The organism is Caulobacter sp. CCG-8 (assembly GCF_037402475.1).
Lineage (GTDB): Bacteria > Pseudomonadota > Alphaproteobacteria > Caulobacterales > Caulobacteraceae > Caulobacter.
Genome location: NZ_JBBEUD010000007.1, coordinates 209,231 through 228,148 on the forward strand (window position 1 = coordinate 209,231; position 18,918 = coordinate 228,148).

At 68.9% G+C, this 18,918-nt stretch carries 16 protein-coding genes; 9 read left to right on the forward strand and 7 right to left on the reverse strand.

Going from position 1 to position 18,918, the window contains the following annotated elements; all coding sequences use genetic code 11:
- The first annotated feature begins 401 nt into the window (after window positions 1-401).
- Window positions 402-2,033 (forward strand): DUF5597 domain-containing protein, encoded by a 1,632-nt coding sequence (locus WAE60_RS09290; RefSeq protein WP_337685880.1) that lies wholly within the window; start codon window positions 402-404, stop codon window positions 2,031-2,033.
- Between the two features lie 67 nt (window positions 2,034-2,100).
- Window positions 2,101-5,004, forward strand: a complete 2,904-nt coding sequence (locus WAE60_RS09295) for a TonB-dependent receptor (protein ID WP_337685882.1) — start codon at window positions 2,101-2,103, stop codon at window positions 5,002-5,004.
- A gap of 226 nt (window positions 5,005-5,230) precedes the next feature.
- Here WAE60_RS09295 and WAE60_RS09300 read toward each other — a convergent pair whose 3' ends face one another.
- Together WAE60_RS09300 and WAE60_RS09305 are read right to left on the reverse strand one after the other, a co-directional pair.
- Window positions 5,231-5,923, reverse strand: coding sequence for a peptidylprolyl isomerase (locus tag WAE60_RS09300; RefSeq protein WP_337685883.1), 693 nt, complete (start codon window positions 5,921-5,923; stop codon window positions 5,231-5,233).
- A 53-nt stretch (window positions 5,924-5,976) separates the two neighbouring features.
- Window positions 5,977-6,213, reverse strand: coding sequence for a hypothetical protein (locus tag WAE60_RS09305; protein ID WP_029908274.1), 237 nt, complete (start codon window positions 6,211-6,213; stop codon window positions 5,977-5,979).
- 258 nt (window positions 6,214-6,471) lie between these two features.
- On the opposite strand from WAE60_RS09305, the gene WAE60_RS09310 reads away from it, so the two are divergent.
- On the forward strand, window positions 6,472-7,470 hold the full coding sequence (locus WAE60_RS09310) for a helix-turn-helix domain-containing protein (RefSeq protein ID WP_337685884.1): 999 nt from the start codon (window positions 6,472-6,474) through the stop codon (window positions 7,468-7,470).
- Between the two features lie 121 nt (window positions 7,471-7,591).
- Entirely contained in the window at window positions 7,592-8,749 is a 1,158-nt protein-coding gene (locus WAE60_RS09315) for a VWA domain-containing protein (RefSeq protein ID WP_337685885.1), read from the forward strand.
- A gap of 13 nt (window positions 8,750-8,762) precedes the next feature.
- On the opposite strand, the gene WAE60_RS09320 is transcribed toward WAE60_RS09315, so the two are convergent.
- The 4 genes from WAE60_RS09320 to WAE60_RS09335 form a co-directional block, all read right to left on the reverse strand.
- A complete protein-coding gene (locus WAE60_RS09320; RefSeq protein WP_029908268.1) occupies window positions 8,763-9,221 on the reverse strand; it encodes a DUF4345 family protein in 459 nt (152 codons plus the stop codon).
- 27 nt (window positions 9,222-9,248) lie between these two features.
- Window positions 9,249-9,659, reverse strand: a complete 411-nt coding sequence (locus WAE60_RS09325) for a VOC family protein (RefSeq protein ID WP_337685886.1) — start codon at window positions 9,657-9,659, stop codon at window positions 9,249-9,251.
- Between the two features lie 152 nt (window positions 9,660-9,811).
- On the reverse strand, window positions 9,812-12,799 hold the full coding sequence (locus WAE60_RS09330) for a TonB-dependent receptor (RefSeq protein WP_337685887.1): 2,988 nt from the start codon (window positions 12,797-12,799) through the stop codon (window positions 9,812-9,814).
- A gap of 343 nt (window positions 12,800-13,142) precedes the next feature.
- Entirely contained in the window at window positions 13,143-13,541 is a 399-nt protein-coding gene (locus WAE60_RS09335; protein WP_337685888.1) for a protease inhibitor I42 family protein, read from the reverse strand.
- A gap of 235 nt (window positions 13,542-13,776) precedes the next feature.
- Between WAE60_RS09335 and groES the strand changes: the two genes are divergently transcribed.
- Both groES and groL read left to right on the forward strand, forming a co-directional pair.
- A complete protein-coding gene (gene groES, locus WAE60_RS09340; protein ID WP_337685889.1) occupies window positions 13,777-14,067 on the forward strand; it encodes a co-chaperone GroES in 291 nt (96 codons plus the stop codon).
- Window positions 14,068-14,126: 59 nt separating this feature from the next.
- Window positions 14,127-15,770 (forward strand): chaperonin GroEL, encoded by a 1,644-nt coding sequence (gene groL / locus WAE60_RS09345; protein ID WP_029908259.1) that lies wholly within the window; start codon window positions 14,127-14,129, stop codon window positions 15,768-15,770.
- Between the two features lie 156 nt (window positions 15,771-15,926).
- On the opposite strand, the gene WAE60_RS09350 is transcribed toward groL, so the two are convergent.
- Complete coding sequence (locus WAE60_RS09350; protein WP_337685890.1) at window positions 15,927-16,952, reverse strand: LacI family DNA-binding transcriptional regulator; 1,026 nt, start codon at window positions 16,950-16,952, stop codon at window positions 15,927-15,929.
- A 109-nt stretch (window positions 16,953-17,061) separates the two neighbouring features.
- Here WAE60_RS09350 and WAE60_RS09355 point away from each other — a divergent pair, with 109 nt between their 5' ends.
- The 3 genes from WAE60_RS09355 to WAE60_RS09365 all read left to right on the forward strand — a co-directional run bounded on the left by WAE60_RS09355 (window position 17,062) and on the right by WAE60_RS09365 (window position 18,705).
- A complete protein-coding gene (locus tag WAE60_RS09355; RefSeq protein WP_337685891.1) occupies window positions 17,062-18,252 on the forward strand; it encodes an acyltransferase in 1,191 nt (396 codons plus the stop codon).
- A gap of 72 nt (window positions 18,253-18,324) precedes the next feature.
- Window positions 18,325-18,453, forward strand: a complete 129-nt coding sequence (locus WAE60_RS09360) for a hypothetical protein (protein ID WP_231499398.1) — start codon at window positions 18,325-18,327, stop codon at window positions 18,451-18,453.
- Window positions 18,454-18,558: 105 nt separating this feature from the next.
- Window positions 18,559-18,705, forward strand: coding sequence for a hypothetical protein (locus tag WAE60_RS09365; RefSeq protein WP_337685892.1), 147 nt, complete (start codon window positions 18,559-18,561; stop codon window positions 18,703-18,705).
- The last annotated feature ends 213 nt before the right edge of the window (window positions 18,706-18,918 follow it).

Genomic DNA, 18,918 nt, shown 5'->3' on the forward strand with positions numbered 1-18,918 from the left:
CTCGGCCCGCGCGGATCGCTCGGTCGAGCGCGTCCTGGCGGCGACTTTCGGCGGGAATTCTCGCGAAAGTGTCGATAAGATATTGACGTAACGGCGGAATATTAAACCCTACGGGATGTCGTCTCGGTTCGCGTACGGCCCGCGATGGGCGCGGATTGCCGCTGCGGAACCCCGTGGGAGACCGGTTTTCACCTCGGCGTCAGCATCGGCGCCACAGTCAAGATATTGGCCTGACAATTGCCGATTATCGAGATTGACAGGTCAGACCTTATGTCAGATGTGTTAGCGGTATCATCGGTCACGGCGCGTCAGTACGCCGAACCGGAGCGGGGAAGCGAATGGACCAGGGACCCCTCCAGCATAGAACTCGCCAGCCACGCCCGAGCCGCGCCCCGCGTCTCGTGGGCGCGCTGGCCGGCGCGCTGGCGGCCTCGCTGGTCGTGTCCCACGCCGCCCTCGCCGACATGCCCCGCCTGGAGACGCAGGGCTCGGCCCAGCGCCTGGTGGTCGACGGCAAGCCCCTGCTGGTCCTGGGCGGCGAGCTGGGCAATTCCAGCGCCTCCAGCCAGGCCTACATGGCCAAGTACTGGCCCAAGCTGAAGGCCATGAACCTCAACACCGTGCTCGCGCCCGTGTCGTGGGAGCTGATCGAGCCGAAGGAGGGGGCGTACGACTTCTCCAGCGTCGACGGCCTGATCAAGGACGCCCGCGCCCAGGACATGCACCTGGTGATCCTGTGGTTCGGGGCGTGGAAGAACAGCATGTCCACCTACGTCCCGTCGTGGGTGAAGCGCGACCAGGACCGGTTCCCGCGCGCCAAGGCCGCCAACGGCGTCAGCCAGGAGATCCTGTCGGCCTTCTCGACCAATACGCGCGACGCCGACGCCAAGGCCTACGCCGCCCTGCTGGCCCACCTGAAGGCGGTGGACGCCAAGGGCGCGGTGCTGATGGTCCAGGTCGAGAACGAGATCGGCATGCTGCCCACCGCCCGCGAGTGGGGCCCCGAGGCCGACGCCGCCTGGGCCGGCCCGGTCCCGGCCGAACTGCTGCAACGCCTGTCCCAAGGCGGGGAAGCCATCGAGCCCGAGCTGCGCGCCCTGTGGAAGGCGCACGGCGCCAAGACGTCCGGGACCTGGGCCCAGGTGTTCGGCGACGCCGAGGCCGGCCAGGAGGTGTTCACCGCCTGGTCCTACGCCCGCTATACCGACGCCGTGACCCGCGCGGGCAAGGCGGCCTATCCGCTGCCGATGTACGTGAACGTGGCCCTGAACCGCACGGGCAAGGCGCCGGGCGAATATCCCAGCGGCGGGCCGCTGCCGCACCTGATCGACGTGTGGAAGACCGGCGCGCCCAGCCTCGACCTGATCTCGCCCGACATCTACTTCCCGAACTTCAACGACCTGGCCGGCCGCTACAAGCGCCGCGACAATGCGCTGTTCATCCCGGAAGCCAACAATGTCGGCGCGCCCGAGACGCCGGCCAACGCCTTCTACGCGATCGGCAAGCTGGAGGCGTTCGGCTTCTCGCCCTTCCAGGTCGAGACCGCCGAGGGCAAGGACCAGGAGGCCGTCACCCAGGCCTATGACGTCCTGCGCCAGCTGACCCCGGCGATCCTGGCGGCCCAGGGCCAAGGCAGGATGTCGGGCTTCAAGCCGCGCGTGCTGGAGGACGGCACGGTGCTGGACCAGCCCGTCAGCCAGGTCATCGGCGACTACCGCTTCAACGTCGCCTTCATCGACACCTGGACGCCGAAGGCCGACCAGAAGACCGCCGCCCACGGCGGGATCATCGTCCAGATCGGACCCGAGGAGTACCTGATGGCCGGACGCGGCCTGGTGGTCACCTTCGCGGGGGCCGGCGAGGGCCCGCCTATCGCCGGCATCGACAGCGCCGTCGAGGGCGTGTTCGACGCCCAGGGCCGCTGGGTCCCGGGCCGCACCCTGAACGGCGACCAGACCCACCAGGGACGGCACATCCGGCTGCCGCCCGACCAGTTCCAGATCCAGCGGGTGAAGCTCTACCGCTACCGCTGATCCAACCCGAACAAGCCCAATCATTAGGAAGGCCCGCCGCTCCCCCCAGGCGGGCCAGGAGTGAAGCATGACCCGATTCAACCCCCGCGCGGCCCTGCTGGCCGCCACCGCCCTGGCGGGCCTGGCCGCGACCGCCGCCCACGCCCAGACCGCTCCGGCCGACGCCCCCGTGGCCGCTCAACCGGCCGCCGCCGCCCCGGCCGACGACAGCACCGCCGTCGACGAAGTCATCGTCACCGGCATCCGCCGCAGCCTGCAGCAGGCCACCATGGCCAAGCGCGACTCGGTGGCCTTCGGCGACTCCATCTTCGCCGAGGACATCGGCAAGCTGCCGGCCACCAACCTGGCCGAGACCCTGAACCGCATCCCGGGCGTCAAGATCAACCGCGACATCAACGGCGAGGGCGTGCAGGTCTCGATCCGCGGCCTGGGCCCCAGCTTCTCGAAGGTGATGCTGAACAACACCCAGATCGCGGTGGCCTCGGACGGCGGCACCAACGGCGGCAGCGCCAACCGCGAAGTCGACCTGGACTTCTTCCCGTCGGAACTGTTCACCCGCCTGGACGTGGCCAAGAGCCCGCAGGCCGACCAGCTGGAAGGCGGCATCGCCGGCACGATCAACCTGCACAGCGCCCGTCCGTTCGACAAGGAAGGCGAGCACCTGACCGTGATCGCCCAGGGCCAGTACACCGACAGCAACAAGGACCTCAGCCCGCGCGGCGCCGTGGTCGCCAGCAAGACCTGGGACAAGTTCGGCGTGCTGTTCGGCGTCTCGGGCGTGAAGACCAAGACCCGCGTCGACGGCTTCGAGTCCGTGGGCTGGACCGACGGCAATTTCTCGTGCGGCACGGGCTGCACCGATCCGGGCGGCAACGGCTTCGTCTACGCCAGCGTCGCGCCCAACAATGTCGGCCACGGCCTGACGCCCGGCCAGACCCTGGACCTGACGGCCACCTCGGGCCTGACCCAGGACCAGCTGAGCCGCGCCCTGATCCCGCGCCTGGGCCGCAACAGCTACACCGAAGGCACCCGCTCGCGCGTCTCGGCCCTGCTGTCGCTGGAATACCGTCCGACCGACGAGCTGCAGTTCGCCATCGACGGCATGTACGCCGAATCCAAGCGCGACTATCAGCGCCTGAACATGAACTGGTACGTCCGCAACTCGGGGCCCGGCACGTCGTCGACCTCGACGGGCGGCATGGTGCCGATCGACCTGACGGTGGACGCCAACAACGTCGTCACCTCGGGCACCTTCGCCAACTCGAGCTTCTTCCTCGAGAACGACATCTTCAAGCAGACGACCAAGTTCTACAACGTCAACCCGACCATGCGCTGGCAGCCGAAGGACAACTTCGTCGTCGACGCCCAGGTCAATTACGGCCACTCGACCTTCTTCCGCGAGCAGCCGCAGTTCGACTTCCAGACCCCGGCCCAGTCGGGCCTGGACGTCTATTATTCGACGGGCTCCGACGGCCAGCCGATCATCACCACCAACAAGGACCTGGGCGACCCGAACCTGGGCTGGCAGTGGTACCGCGTGAACGTCCAGAACGTGAAGCGCGAGACCACCACCAAGGGCGCGCACGTCGACGCGCGCTGGGGCGACGACACCGTCAACCTGAAGTTCGGCGCGGCCTATGACGAGGCCAGCCGCTCGATCCGCGCCTACGACAACTCGACCGCCTTCCAGAACGCGACCTGCGGCACGGGCTGCGCCGGGACCTCGGGCGTGATCACCAACAGCCAGCTGTCGCAGTACCTGCAGCGCTGGGATGTCGGCGACTTCGGCCACCTGGCCAGCGGCGGCGTCGGCTACACCAGCATGATCATGCCGGACGTGGCGGCCCTGATGAAGGCCAGCAACTACGCCTACTACCGCGACAACGCCCCGCAATCGACGGGCGCGGTGACCGGCGGCGCGGTCGGCGACATCGAGGAGAAGACCTGGGGGGCCTATGCCGAGGCCAACGCCAAGGGCCAGGTGCTGGACCGCGACCTGACCGTCAACTTCGGCCTGCGCTACTTCCACACCGACCAGAGCGTCACCAGCCCGATCACGGTGAGCACCGGCATCGTCGACCAGACCCTGAGCTCGAAGTACGACGACATCCTGCCGTCGACCAACATCGTCTACGACGTCAGCGACAACATCAAACTGCGGGTCGCGGCCTCGCGCAGCATGACCCGGGCCGACGCCGGCAGCCTGCTGCCCGGCACCACCTTCTCGGACATCTCGGCCCAGGTCGCGACGGCCGGCAACCCGAACCTGAAGCCCTACACCTCCAACAACATCGACATCGGCGGCGAGTACTACACCGGCGGCATCGGCTATGTGGGCGTGGCCTTCTTCCGCAAGGACGTCGACGGCTTCACGATCAACACCCAGAGCACCGTGCCGTTCACGTCGCTGGGCATCAACTACGCCGACCTCAGCGTCTCGCAGCAGCAGGCCCTGGACCTGCGCGGCGGGCCGAACGTGGCCACCGTGACCCTGACCAAGCCGGTCAACCTCAACAAGCTGCTGATCCAGGGCGTGGAAGTCACCTGGGTCCAGCCGCTGGACTTCGTGGTCCACGGCCTGGGCTTCTCGGCCAACGCCACGCGCCTGGAACAGAGCTCGGAGTCGGGCCTCGTCGCCACCGGCGTCGCGCCCTGGAGCTACAATCTGCAGGGCTTCTACGAGGACCACGGCGTGTCGGTCAGCGTGAACTACGTGTGGAACGACGAGTCGATCGCCGCCAACGCCCCGCAGAACAACATCAACGTGCCGCTCAAGGCCGAGGCCCGCGGCCAGCTGGACGTCTCGGCCGGCTACCAGCTGCCGTTCATGGACAAGGCCTTCCGCCTGACCCTGGACGCCCTGAACATCACCAACGAGCCCCTGCGGACCACCTTCGGCTACGACAACGCGCCGTACAGCGTCTACTACCCCGGCCGCCAGGTGCTGCTGGGCCTGCGGGCGACGTTCTAACCGGATCCTCCTCCCCGGAGGCATCACCTGGGCGGCGCCGGCGACGGCGCCGCCCTTTTTCTTTGTTTGAAGCTCCGGCGGGGACCTTTCACGTTGTCATCCCGGAAAGCGCGCAGCGCTTGTCCGGGATCCAGGTGAACCGCACCGCGTCCGCCCAGTCCCCTGGGTCCCGGACAGCCTCTGCGAGGCTTCCGGGATGACAACGGTTGATAGTATTTGGAAGCCGTCAGAGCTTCGGCGGCGGCGTCACGTCCGGGCCCGTCGGGGCGGGGATGCGGCGGGCCGAGGTGATCGGCACCGACGGGTCGAGGATCTGGCCCTTCATCACCGGGTTGATCGCCTTGCCGGGCGTGGGCAGGGCCAGGATCTTCTTGGCCACGTCCATGCCCTGGACCACCCGGCCGAAGGCGGCGAAGCCCAGGTTGTCGCCCGGGGCTTTCGGATCGGCGTCCAGATAGGGCGCGTCGCCGATGCAGATGAAGAAGTCCGACGTGGCCGTGCCCGGCGCGGTGCGGGCGATCGAGACCGTCCCGTCCACGTGCTTGAGGCCCGTCTGCGTGGTGGGCTCGTGGGCGACCGGCGGCAGGGCGCCGATGCCCTGCAGCCCGCCCTGGATCAGGCCGTAGTCCACCGCGCTGGGCGCCCGCGAGGCGCGGAAGAAGGTGGCCTTGTCATAGAGCTTGCGGTCGACATAGCGCAGGAAGTTGGCGGTGGTGATCGGGGCCTGGGCCACGGCCAGCTCGATGATGATCCGGCCCTGCGGCGTATCGATCGCCACATAGACCGGCGGCTTGGGCGCCGGCGCCGCCGGGGCAGGGGTCGGCGTCGGGGCGGTCTGGGCCAGGGCGACGGCGGGCAGGGCGGCCAGCAGGCCGGCGCCGATCAGGACGTTGCGGCGGTCGAGGGGGCGTTGGGTCATGGCGCGAGACTAGCGCCCCGAGGGACGCGCGCAAGGTCGCCGGGCTTGGCGCGTCAGGCGGCCAGGTCGGGCGCCCGGGGCCGCTCGGCGGCGACCATCTCGGCGACTAGGCGCGACACCAGCCGGCCGGTGCTTTCGGCGACCTGCTCGGCCTGGCGGCGTTCGCCGTCCAGCTCGACCTTCAGGGCCCGCTGGGCCGGGGTCCAATGGGCGAAGGCCGCCCAGTCGGGGGTGATCTCGACGTCTAGCGTGCCGAAGTCCTCGACCCCCGCCCAAGTCCGCGATCCCATCGCCGTCTCCTGACGCCCGTCATCGACCTTCACTGTCGGGCCTTGGGCAAGCAGCCGCTATGCACATCTCGCCAAATTAACCTTGATGTCGAATTGTTGTTTACGCTCAATCCGTGAGATATTTTTCCAAGGCATGAGACCTTCGAGATGCAGTTGTCCCACTATCCCTGAATAATCATTCCCTAGATTGCACTTGTCGCCGAAAAATAGGGTAAAACCCTGATTTACGGCCGGCTTGTATGGCGACAGCATTGCCGGATGAATGGTTCATGCCTTGGGCGCGGAAATGAAGACCCGGGCCGTCCGATCCGCTTCACGGGGCGCGAGATCGCCGGCGTCGAGGACCTGCGCGAGGCGGTCCCCGGCGCCGACCTGGCGGTCACCCAGCTGAGCGCGGCCCCCTGCCGGGGCGCCCTGGCCCACGCGATCCACGGCGACCTGACCCTGACGCTGGGCCGGATCACCGGCGACCTGCGCCTGCGCGGGGTGATGGCCGCCGGCGCCGCCGCCCTGGTGGTGGTCCTGGAGCAGACGCCCGACCCCGGCGAAGGGCGGCCGACCGAATGGGGCCACGACGTCCAGGCCGGCGACCTGCTGATCCTGCCGGACGGCGGCGAGCGCGAGGCCCGCCAGCACGGGCTGACGGCCTACGCCGCCCTGACGGCCCCGCTTGAGCGGCTGCGGGACCGCGCCGGCGCCTTCGACGGCCTGGCCGACGACCGCCCGTGGAGCGCCTGCGCGCGGCTGCGGCCGCAGCTGGCCCTGGGACTGCACATCGAGCTGAAGGCCCGGCTCGAGCTTCTGGCCTGGGAGGGGAGCCTGCTGACGCCCCAGGCCCAGGCCGCCCTGCGCGACGGCGCCGTCGACGGCTTCCTGACCGCGCTGGCGGACGGCGTGCGCCGCGAGCCCCGGCGGCAGGGCTGGATCAACAGCGCCCGCATCCTGCGCCAGGTCGAGGACCATCTGGACCAGCGTCCGGGCCGGGCCGTGGCGATCCCCGAGCTCTGCCAGGCCCTGTCCCTGTCGCGGCGGACCCTGAACCGGGCGTTCGAGGAGGGGCTGGGCGTGGGGCCCCGGACCTATCTGCGGCTGCGGGCCCTGTCGGCGGCCCGCAAGGCCCTGGTCGCCGGCCGCGAAGCCGGGGCCTCGGTCACCCAGGTGGCCCTGGAGCACGGCTTCTGGGAGCTGGGCCGGTTCTCGGTGACCTACCGGGCGATGTTCGGCGAGAGCCCGTCCCAGACCCTGCGGGGGCGGTGAGGGGGCGGCGATACGCCCAGCGGTGTTCCGGAACCCAATGTTTCGCGGCCCGTTCGCATCCCCGACAGACCATCGCGGCGCGTGATCCGGCGCCTCGGTCCGCCTGAGAGGCGACGCGGAAATGACAGCCGTTCCAGTTCCTAGTCTCGTGGCCTGTGGGCTCGCCCTCGCGCTGATCGGCTGCGGCGGCCCCCGGGGCGACCGGAACGCCGCGGCCGATCGCGGCCAGGTCGACGCCGGCGCGAAAGCCCCGGGAGGTTCGGCGGAGGCCCGGGCCTATGTCGCCCAGTTCACGAAGAAGGATCCGGAGGCGTGCTTCAAGGAGGATGTGGCGCTCAAGCAGCCGGCGCTGAAAGCCCCCGCCGGTGACATCGCCCCCCGGGTTCCGCCGACGCGCGTGATCGTGATGATCGACGGATCCGGCTCGATGGCCGGACGCATGGGCGGCCGAACCAAGCTGGAACTGGCGCGGGAGGCGGCGCTGGGCTTCGTCGACGGACTGCCGGCATCGGTGCAAACGTCCCTGCTGGTCTTCGGCCAGCAGGGCGACAACAGCCAGGCCGGCAAGGCGAAATCCTGTTCCGCCGTCGACGTGCTGGCGCCGATGTCGGCGGACCGGGGGCGGCTCCGCACGGCGCTGGGAGAGGTCCGCGCGGTGGGCTGGACGCCGCTCGCCGCCGGACTCGATCGCGCCGAGGCGCTGCTGGCCGCCTCGGCCACGCCCGGGGAGCAGGTCATCTATGTGGTGTCGGACGGGGAGGAGACGTGCGGCGGCGATCCCGTGGCCGTCGCCCGTCGGATCAACAGCGGCCGCACGCGGGCGATCGTCAACGTCATCGGCTTCAACCTGCCGTCGGGCGAGGCGGCGAAGCTGACCGCGGTCGCGCGCGCGGGCGGCGGCGGGTTCGTCAACCTGTCCAGCGAGGCGGAGCTTGAGAGAGAGACGGCGAAATTGCAGGAATGGGCGCGACGGTCGGACAACCACGTCGCGACCAGCATGGCCACAAGCGACAATCACGTTGCGACCAGCATGGCCATCTCCGACGCCCACGTCTGCATCGGCGGCCTCATCTCCGACGAGCATGTCGCCATGTCCAGCGACCTTTCGGATCGCCGAGTGGCCGGCCGCCCCGTATCCTTCGAGGAGGAAGCCAGAACCTTGTTGAAGGCGCGCCACGATGCGCTGCGGGCGAGGGACGAGGCCTATCGGGCCAGGCTCACCGACGCGGAGGCCGGGGCGAAACAGCGCATCGATTCAGCGGCGAACGCGGCGCGCTGATCGGGCGGGCGCCCTAGACCAGCATCCCGTGGCCGCGCAGCACCACCAGCCGGCCGGCGTTGAAGAACGGCAGCGACAGGGTGACGGCGATCATCACCTCGAAGGCCAGGCTGGCCAGGTTGAGGCGCTCCTTCGACTTGTCCACCAGGGCCGAGACGGCCCGGCCCAGGGCCGCGCCCGTCCAGGCCATGGCCAGGGCGAAGGCCATGGCCGCGCCGACGTTGGACTGGTAGCCCAGGAACAGCGCTGCCGTGGCGTGCGACAGGATCAGGAGGCCGCCCAGGGCCCGGCCCTCGGTCGGCGAGGCGGCGGGCGGCGCGTCGCCGTCCCCCTCCCCGGCCGGCGGCGGGTCGCCGCCCAGGGCGGTCAGTCCCAGCACCGAACCGGGGCGGACCAGGGTCAGGCCGCCCAGGGCGCCGCCGATCACGCAGGCGATGATCGCCAGGATCAGCGAAAGGCCGTAGCTCGAGATGGTCACGCTCGCAGGGTCTCCGCTCGTCTAGGCCGGGGCATGGCAGACGGCCTCGACGTTGCGGCCGTCCGGATCGAGCACGAAAGCTCCATAGTAGTTGGGGTGATAATGCGGCCGAAGGCCGGGCGCCCCGTTGTCGCGGCCGCCGGCCGCCAGGGCCGCGGCGTGGAAGGCGTCGACCGCCGCCCGCGTCCCGGCCGTGAAGGCCACGTGCATGGGGCCGGTCAGGGTCTCGCCGCCGCCGATCCAGAAGCTGGGCTTGCCCGCCTGGATGTCGCGGCCGTCGGCGCGCGGGCCGTAGCCGAGGAAGGCGTGGGCGCCGGTCTCCTCGGCGCCGACGCTCATCACCACGTCGATCCCCAGCGGGGCGAAGGCGGCGTCGTAGAAGGCCTTGGAGGCGTCGAGGTCTCTCACCGTCAGGCCGATATGGTCGATCATCGCGGATCCTCCGTCACCGACCCATCAAGACCAAGTTTCCGCGCCCGCGCCAAGGCCAGGAAAGCGCCCAACGAAAAAAGGCGGCGGACCGGATGGTCCGCCGCCCCCTCCGCTCGAACCGGCCCCGGGCGAACCCGGGACCGACGCGAGGCCTAGTAGGTCATCGTCGCGCCGATGAAGAAGAAGCGGCCGCGGTTGTCGTAGGTCGACGAACCGGTGCCCGTGCCCGTGTAGGTCTCGGGCAGGAACGGCGGACGCTCGTTGGTCACGTTCACGACGCCGCCGCGGAACGACACTTGGTCGTTCAGACGGTAGGTGGCGCGCACGTCGTGCTCGAAGTGGTCGTCCGTGTAGTACGGATCGAGCGACGAGACCGGCGTGGACGGGGTCGCCACGGCCATGGAGCCGATGAAGCGGGTCTGCCACTGCAGGCGCAGCTTCTGGCCCGACCAGGTGGCCGCCATGTTGGCCTTCCATTCCGGGGTCGCGTTCGGAATGGCGTTGGCCAGCTCGGTGAAGGCCTGGCCCGGCAGGCCCTGCAGCTTCCAGTGATACTGACGGGTGACGTCGACGCGCAGGCTGACGTCGCCGATCTCGTCGCTCACCTGCAGCAGGCTGGCCAGCGGGAACTGGTACTGGGCCGAGGAGTCCCAGCCCTCGATCTTCACCGACGCCACGTTCTGGTTCAGCAGGATCACGCGGCTGATGCCGCCCGCCACGCCGGCGGCCGGCGTCTGCGAGCTGCCGGTCGCGTCCCGGATGATCTGGGCGCAGAACGGGTTGGAGGCGTAGGCCGTGGTCGAGTTGTAGCAGAGGTCGGTCAGCAGGGTCTGGGTCGGGACGGTGCCGACTTCATCCGTGATGTCGCTCTTGTACCAGTCGAAGGCCAGCTGGAAGCCCGGCATGAAGCGCGGCTGCAGGACCACGCCGATCTGGGTCGTGGTGGCCTTTTCCTCGTTCAGGTCGGGGTTGCCGCCTTGTTGCAGCTGCAGCGAGGAGCGACCCGTGCCGATGTTCGAGACGAAGGTGTCCTTGTTGTAGCCGCTGATGGCCGCCGAGCAGTTGGCCACGCGGGTCGTCACCTGCGACGCGCTCAGGCCGCCGTATTGCGACTTGTCGCAGGGGTCCTGGGCCGTGCTGGTGAAGTTGACGCTCTGCGGCGAGTACAGCTCGACGATGTTGGGCGCGCGCACCGAGGTGCCCTTGTTGGCCCGGAAGCGGATGTCGCGGATCGGCGCCCACTCGCCGGCCAGACGCCATTGCTTGGCGGTGCCGATGGTCGAGTAGTCGCTGATGCGGCCGGCCGCTTCGACGCTCAGGTCGTAGGTCCACTTCAGGTCCTTGAAGACCGGAACGCGGATTTCGCCGTAGGCGTCCTTGCTGTCGTACTGGCCGGCGCGGGTGCCGACGGCGTTGAAGAACAGCGTGTTCGGGACGGCCGAGACCGGATCCTGGATGAAGGTGCTTTCTTCCTTGCGGTATTCAACACCGGCGGCCACGCCCACCGCGCCCGCGGGCAGGGTGAACAGGTCGGTGGTGATGTTGGCGCCGGCGACGGTCTGCTTGATGTCGGCGGTCGTGGTGGCCGTGGCGTTGGTGTAGTTGATCGCGTCCTTGGAGGCGCCGTTCACCAGGTCCCAGGGCTTGCAGCCGGCGGCCGCCGCGGCCGTGGCGGCCACGGTGGTGGCGCGGCAGACGACGTTGCCGCCGACCAGGATCGCGTCGGTGGCCCACTGCACCTTCTGGATGTTGGGGACGTTGAACGAGGTCGTGTCGCCGGTGGTCTTGCCGTACTGGGCGTACCAGTCCCACGAGAAGTTGCGGCCGATGGCGTCGAAGTCGCCGTTCATGCCGACGACGGCGCGGACGGTTTCGCGGTCGGTCTCGACGTTACGACCGCCGAACTCGACCCAGAACTTGCCGACCTGGGCGGTCTGGGCGGCGGTCAGGGTCTTGCCGGCCGCCAGCCATTCGGCGCGCAGCGCCGCGGCGGTGGAGCCCGTGCCGTTCAGGAAGGCGTTGTCGCCCTTGATGGTCACCGGCATGGTGCCGCCGCCGACGGCCGACGAGAAGGCCGGCTGGAAGATGCCGTAGGCCTTGGCCCGGGCGTAGCTGAACTCGCCGAACAGCTTGACGTGGTCGGTCACGGCGTAGTCGGCGTAGCCGCGCACCGAGCCGCGGCTGGTCTCGTTCTGGAACTGGTTCAGGACGCCGCTGTAGAACAGGGCCTCGTCCTGACAGGTCGGCTGGACGGTGGCGGTCGAGCAGGGGGCCGACAGGCGGACCACCTTGGTCGGGTCGCGGACGTCCAGGGTCACGGCGCGGGCCGTGCCCAGGGTGTTGCCGCCGATCAGCTGGAACGTCGCGTAGGGCGAGGTGTTCGAGCGGCTGTTCATGATCACCGGCTGCGAAGCCTTGGTGGTGTCGCGACGGATGCCCGGAATGGCCCAGTCGCGGTCCTTCTGCATGATGCCTTCCTGGCGGGCCAGTTCGGCGCCGACCACCACGTTCAGGCGATCGTCCAGGAACTTGTGACCGTACAGGGCGCCGACGCGGTACTCTTCGCCGTCGCCTTCCTGCGAGATGCCGGTCTGCACGTCGAGCTTCAGCCCGTCGTACTTCTTGACCATGATCAGGTTGACGACGCCGGCGATGGCTTCCGAGCCGTACACGGCCGAACCGGCGCCCGGCACGACGTCGACGCGTTCGACCATCAGCGAGGGGATCATGTTCAGGTCGACGGCCGGCGAGGCGGCGTCGCTGAACACGTGGCGGCGGCCATCGACCAGCACCAGGGTGCGCGAGGCGCCCAGGCCGCGCAGGTCGATGCGGGCCTGACCGGCGTTGAACAGCGTCGACGAGGTGTTCTGCGCGTTGCTGTTGGCGTTGACCATCGGCAGGTCCATCAGCACGTCGCCGAGGATCACGTTGCCCGAGTCGGTGATGGTCTCGTTCGACACCGTGGCGATCGGCGACGGGGCCGAGAAGGTGTCGCGCTTGATGCGCGAACCGGTGACGACGACTTCTTCGACGGTGGCGTTGTCAGCCGTTTGAGCCAGGACCAGGGACGGACCGGCCAGGACGGCGCCGCACAGCAGCGAAGACGCGAGCAGGCGCGCGCGAGTGGTGGATTTTTGCAAAAGTACCCCCATGCACGCACGAAGGGTTCGTGCGCGGTGTGTTGAGCGAATACGGAGTCGATGTTTTTCCCCGGATGGCGAGGTAATCGGCCGCTCCGAATCCGGTCAACGACAATTACAGCTTTGTCATAAAACTAGGAGAACGCTGTCGCGTCAGGGACACACCATGGCCGCATTTGCCGGAAAACGCCCATAAAGACGTCCCGGAAACCGGTGGCCCTCAAAAGATTTTTCCATTTTCCTTCGAGACGTTGGAATAGCATCGTTATGCGATGTTTCCCGCGAGTATTTGCGGCGTCGCAACAATCCTCGCGCGTCCGGAAATCGGGGCGTCGTCGGGCGTTCAGCGCACGCGGATGTGGAAGACCACCCGCCGGTCGCCGGGCGCGTCGGGCTCCCAGGGGCGCTTGAGCGTGAAGGACAGGTCGCCCCGGCCGCGCGCGGCGGCGGTGTAGCGATAGACCGTCCGCACCGGCGCGCCGGGCGCCTTGGCCTCGGTCTGGAAGCTGGAGCCGCCCGTCAGCAGGGGCGAGGGCTCCTGGTCCAGCCGCCAGCCGTAGCCCGTGCCGGCGGTCAGGGGCAGGGCGATCTCCAGGTCCTGGCCGCTGACCAGCTCGACCGTCCCGGCGTCGGCGTCGACGTCGGTCACGGTGCGCACGGGCAGGGTGGCGTCGCTGGCGCAGGCGCCCAGCAGGAGCAGGGCGGCGAAGGCCGGGCCGGTGAGGAGGGGGATCCTTGTCATGCGCCGTCCTCGTGCTGATCTTCCTGATCCAACGCCTGCGACCCGGCTTTCCGTCCGCCGTCTGAGCTTGAGCGGTTTTCGCCCACAGCAAATCGACGTCCGGCGTCCTTGACTCCCCCCACCCCCGGTCCTAACTCCTGCCCGGCGTTGGCACTCGATGGGAGCGACTGCTAACAGCGACGCTCCCCGCTGGCTGACGAACCATAATTTAAAACCGTCCCGACGGAGAAGACTCATGAAATTTCGCCCTCTCGGCGACCGCGTCCTGGTGAAGCGCGTCGAAGAAGAAACCAAGACCAAGGGCGGGATCATCATCCCCGACACCGCCAAGGAAAAGCCGCAGGAAGGCGAAGTCGTCGCCGTCGGCCCCGGCGCCCGCAACGACAAGGGCGACGTTGTTGCTCTCGACGTGAAGGCCGGCGACCGCATCCTGTTCGGCAAGTGGTCCGGCACCGAAGTGAAGGTGGACGGCCAGGACCTGCTGATCATGAAGGAAAGCGACGTCCTGGGCATCGTCGAGGCCTAAGGCCCGGCTGACAGCTCGACCGTTTCCTCTCCAAGTTTCTCTTTTAGAAGGGCTCTCAAATGGCCGCTAAAGACGTTTATTTCTCCTCGGACGCGCGCGACAAGATGCTGCGCGGCGTCAACATCCTCGCCAACGCGGTGAAGGTGACCCTGGGCCCCAAGGGCCGCAACGTCGTGATCGAAAAGTCCTTCGGCGCCCCGCGCTCGACCAAGGACGGCGTCTCGGTCGCCAAGGAAATCGAACTGGCTGACAAGTTCGAGAACCTCGGCGCGCAGATGATCCGCGAAGTGGCCAGCAAGACCAACGACAAGGCCGGCGACGGCACCACCACCGCCACCGTGCTGGCGCAAGCCATCGTCCAGGAAGGCCTCAAGTCGGTCGCCGCCGGCATGAACCCGATGGACCTGAAGCGCGGCATCGACAAGGCCGTGGCCGTCGTCGTCGACGAGATCAAGAAGTCGTCGAAGAAGGTCACCACCAACGCCGAAATCGCCCAGGTCGGCACCATCTCGGCCAACGGCGACAAGGAAGTGGGCGACATGATCGCCCGCGCCATGGACAAGGTCGGCAACGAAGGCGTCATCACCGTCGAGGAAGCCAAGACCGCCGAGACCGAACTCGACGTCGTCGAAGGCATGCAGTTCGACCGCGGCTACCTGTCGCCGTACTTCATCACCAACGCCGACAAGATGGAAGTCCAGCTCGAAGAGCCGCTCATCCTGCTGTTCGAAAAGAAGCTGTCGTCGCTGCAGCCGCTGCTGCCGGTGCTGGAAGCCGTCGTCCAGTCGGGCCGTCCGCTGGTGATCATCGCCGAGGACGTCGAGGGCGAAGCCCTGGCCACCCTGGTGGTCAACAAGCTGCGCGGCGGCCTGCGCGTCGCCGCCGTCAAGGCTCCGGGCTTCGGCGACCGCCGCAAGGCCATGCTGGAAGACATCGCCATCCTGACCGGCGCTCAAGTCGTGTCGGAAGACCTGGGCATCAAGCTCGAGAACGTCTCGCTCGACATGCTGGGCAAGGCCAAGAAGGTCTCGATCACCAAGGACGACACCACCATCGTGGACGGCGTCGGTGAGAAGTCGGCCATCGAGGCCCGCATCTCGCAGATCAAGAAGCAGATCGAGGACACCACCTCGGACTACGACAAGGAAAAGCTGCAAGAGCGCCTGGCCAAGCTGGCCGGCGGCGTCGCGGTCATCCGCGTCGGCGGCTCGACCGAAGTCGAGGTGAAGGAAAAGAAGGACCGCGTCGACGACGCCCTGAACGCGACCCGCGCGGCCGCCGATGAAGGCATCGTCCCCGGCGGCGGCACCGCCCTGCTGAAGGCCTCGAAGGCGCTGGCGACCCTCACGGGCGACAACGACGACCAGACCGCCGGCATCGCCATCGTCCGTCGCGCCCTGCAGGCCCCGATCCGTCAGATCGCCGAGAACGCCGGCGTGGAAGGCTCGATCGTGGTCGGCAAGATCCTCGAGAAGGACGACGCCACCTTCGGCTTCAACGCCCAGACCGAACAGTATGTCGACCTGGTCGCCGACGGCGTCATCGACCCCGCCAAGGTGGTCCGCACCGCTCTGCAGGACGCCGCCTCGGTGGCCGGCCTGCTGATCACCACCGAAGCCGCCATCGTCGAAGCCCCGAAGAAGTCGGCCCCGGCCGGCGGCCCCGGCGGCATGCCCGGCGGCATGGGCGACATGGACTTCTAGTCCACGTCGGCTCGGCTGAAGAACGAGGGCGGGACCGAAAGGTCCCGCCCTTTTTCTTTGGGCCGGGGTAGGGGCCGGGGATATGCGCTTGTGCGTGTCCCCAAACCGCCGCGCCGCCGCTGGGGACACGCACAAGTGCATGTCCCCGTCTCAGGTCTAGGTCGACGCCCGCTCGACCAGCGCATGCGTCTCCAGCACGTCCGTCGGCGCCGCCTCCGGCCCCTGGCGCAGGGCGTCCAGCAGCAGGTCCAGGGCCCGGGCGGTCATCCGGTCGATCGGCTGGCGCACGGTGGTCAGGGACGGCCAGACGCGGGTGGCCAGCAGGGTGTCGTCGAAGCCCGTCACGGCCAGGTCGCGGGGCAGGACCAGGCCGCGCCGGTGGGCGATCCACAGCACGGCGGCGGCCATGTCGTCATTGGCCGCGACGATCGCGTCGGGCGGCTCGGGCAGGTCCAGCAGGCGTTCGGCGGCCTCCAGCCCGGACTCGAAGGTGAAGCGGCCCTCGACCACCCGTTCGTCCGGCAAGGGCAGGCCGGCCGCCGCCAGCGCCTCGCGGCAGCCCAGCAGGCGCTCGACGCTGTCGGAGTGGTCGCGCGGGCCGGCGATGACCGCGATCCGCCGCCGGCCCTTGTCGATCAGCAGCTGCGTCACCGCCCGCGAGGCGGCGCGGTTGTCGATGCGCACCGTGGACAGGCCGGGCAGGGGCGCGGCCGTGGCGATCGCGGCGGCGGCCAGGCCCAGGGCCCGGAAGCGGGCCGAGCCGGCCATCACCGTGTCGAACGGCGGCAGCAGCAGCAGGGCGTCGGCGCCGGCCTCCTGCAGGGCGCGGGCGACGGCCAGGGCGTCCTCCGGCGAGTCGGCCTTGCGGGCCATCAGCTGCAGGCCGCGCTCGGCGCTGGCCACCGCCGTGGCCGCCAGCACCCCGTCGATGAACAGGCTGTCGACCCCGGCGTACAGCAGGCCGACCCGGGCCGGCGTCGCCCCCACCAGCCGCCGCGCGGCCGAGTTGGGCACGTAGCCGAGCTCGGCGATGGCGGCCAGCACCCGCTCGCGGGTCTCGCGGCCGAACTTGCCCGTGTCGTTGAAGACGTTCGACACCGTCATGGCCGACACCCCGGCCCGGGCGGCCACCGCCTTGATCGTCACCCGTCCGGCCTGGCCGGTCCGGCGTCCCCGGCTCATCGCTTCGGCGTCCCCGTCAAAAATACGCTTGTGGTTTAACGATAAACCCAAGAAGCCTTCCGGGCGACCCTTGAACGGGAGCCGCCAACGAAGCCGGGGGAAACACCGAATGACCGCCTCAGCCGCCGCAACGTCGACCGATGCGACCGCGCCCGCCAAGAGCCACTACGTCATCCTGGACGGGCTGCGCGGCGTGGCGTCGCTGATGGTGGTCGTCTTCCACCTGTTCGAGGCCTACAGCGGCGGCGATCCGCAGAAGCAGATCGTCAACCACGGCTACCTGGCGGTGGACTTCTTCTTCCTGCTGTCGGGCTTCGTGATCGCCTACGCCTACGACGACCGCTGGGCGGGCATGGGCCAGTGGAACTTCTACAAGCGTCGCCTGGTGCGGCTGCAGCCGATGATCATCGTCGGCGGCCTGATCGGGGCGGCGCTGCTGGGCTTCCAGCACTTCTCGCTGTTCCCCAAGCTGGAGACCGTCACGGCCTGGCAGGTGGTCGGTGTGCTGCTGCTGAGCTTCGTGATGATCCCGCTGCGGCCCTCGGCCGAGATCCGCGGCTGGGGCGAGATCTATCCGCTGAACGGACCGCAATGGTCGCTGTTCTACGAGTACCTCGCCAACATCCTCTACGCCGTGGGCCTGCGGAAGCTGTCGAACCGCGCGCTGGGCGTGCTGGTGGCCCTGGCCGGGCTGGCCACGATCCACCTGCTGGTCACCGGCCCGCGAGGCGACCTGATCGGCGGCTGGGCGCTGGACGCCAACGGCGTCCGCATCGGCCTGACCCGTGTCGTCTTCCCGTTCTTCGCGGGCGTCCTGCTGATGCGGCTGGGCAAGCGGATCAAGGTCAGGAACGCCTTCGCCCTGTGCAGCCTGTTGCTGATCGTGGCCCTGGCCCTGCCGCGCTTCGGCGGCAAGGCGCTGTGGGTCAACGGCCTGTACGAAGCCGCCTGCGTGATCCTGCTGTTCCCGCTGATCGTGGCCCTCGGGGCCGGCGAGAAGGACGCCGACGGGCCGTCGGTGCGGATCGCCCGCTTCTTCGGCGACCTGTCGTATCCGCTCTACATCACCCACTATCCGCTGATCTACATCTACACCGGCTGGGTCATCGACAAGAAGGTCCCGCCGGCCCAGGGCGCCCTGCTGGGGGCGGGGGTGTTCGTCGTCGCGGTGGCGATCGCCTGGGCCTGCCTCAAGCTCTACGACGAACCCGTGCGCCGCTGGCTTGCCGGCAAGCTCCTGACGGGCGGGTTCCGCAAGCGTGCGGCCGCGCTTGTGGATAACCGATCACGCTCGCGTTAACACATGCAGCGAAATTATGGCCAAGCCCGTTTCTGACTCCGCGAACGCATCGGCGTTCCTGGAGGGCAGGACATGGCGCGTCACGAGATTCACGGGTTCCGCGACCGGCGCTCGCCGCGTCCTGTGTTCATCGTCCTGGGGCTGGGCCTGTGGCTGATCCTCGGCGTGGTCAGCCAGGCGGCGTTCCAGGTGCTGGGCTGATCGCGTCACTCTCTTTGCGAGAGTATTTGCCCGTATGAATTGAAAGGTTGTGAGCGTACACTTCCCGCGAGGCGCGCGTCCGACGCGTCCGCAGGGAGAAACGCGATGGACGCCCCGCTTCCCCGCCGTTCGCCTAGGATTCCCCGCCCGCCCGAACCGCGCCTGCCGACGATCAACCTGATCCTGGCCGGGGTGACGTTGTGGCTGGTCCTGGGTATCGCCGCCCAGGTCGCGATCCGCCTGGTCCGCTGAGCAGCGCGTTTCCACCCCAAGCGTCCCAGCAGGCGTCCTTCTCCTCCGGCGTCATGTGCTCGTCCGATTGGCCCAGGCAAGCGCGCTTGTAGCGGCGGTCCTCGGCCGCCTCCCAGGCGCGGCGGGCCCGGCGGGCCGTCTCCGGGTCCAGATACTCGCCGCCGCCCACCCGCCAGCGCGGCTCGACGGTCGACGACAGGTCGTTCCCCGGCG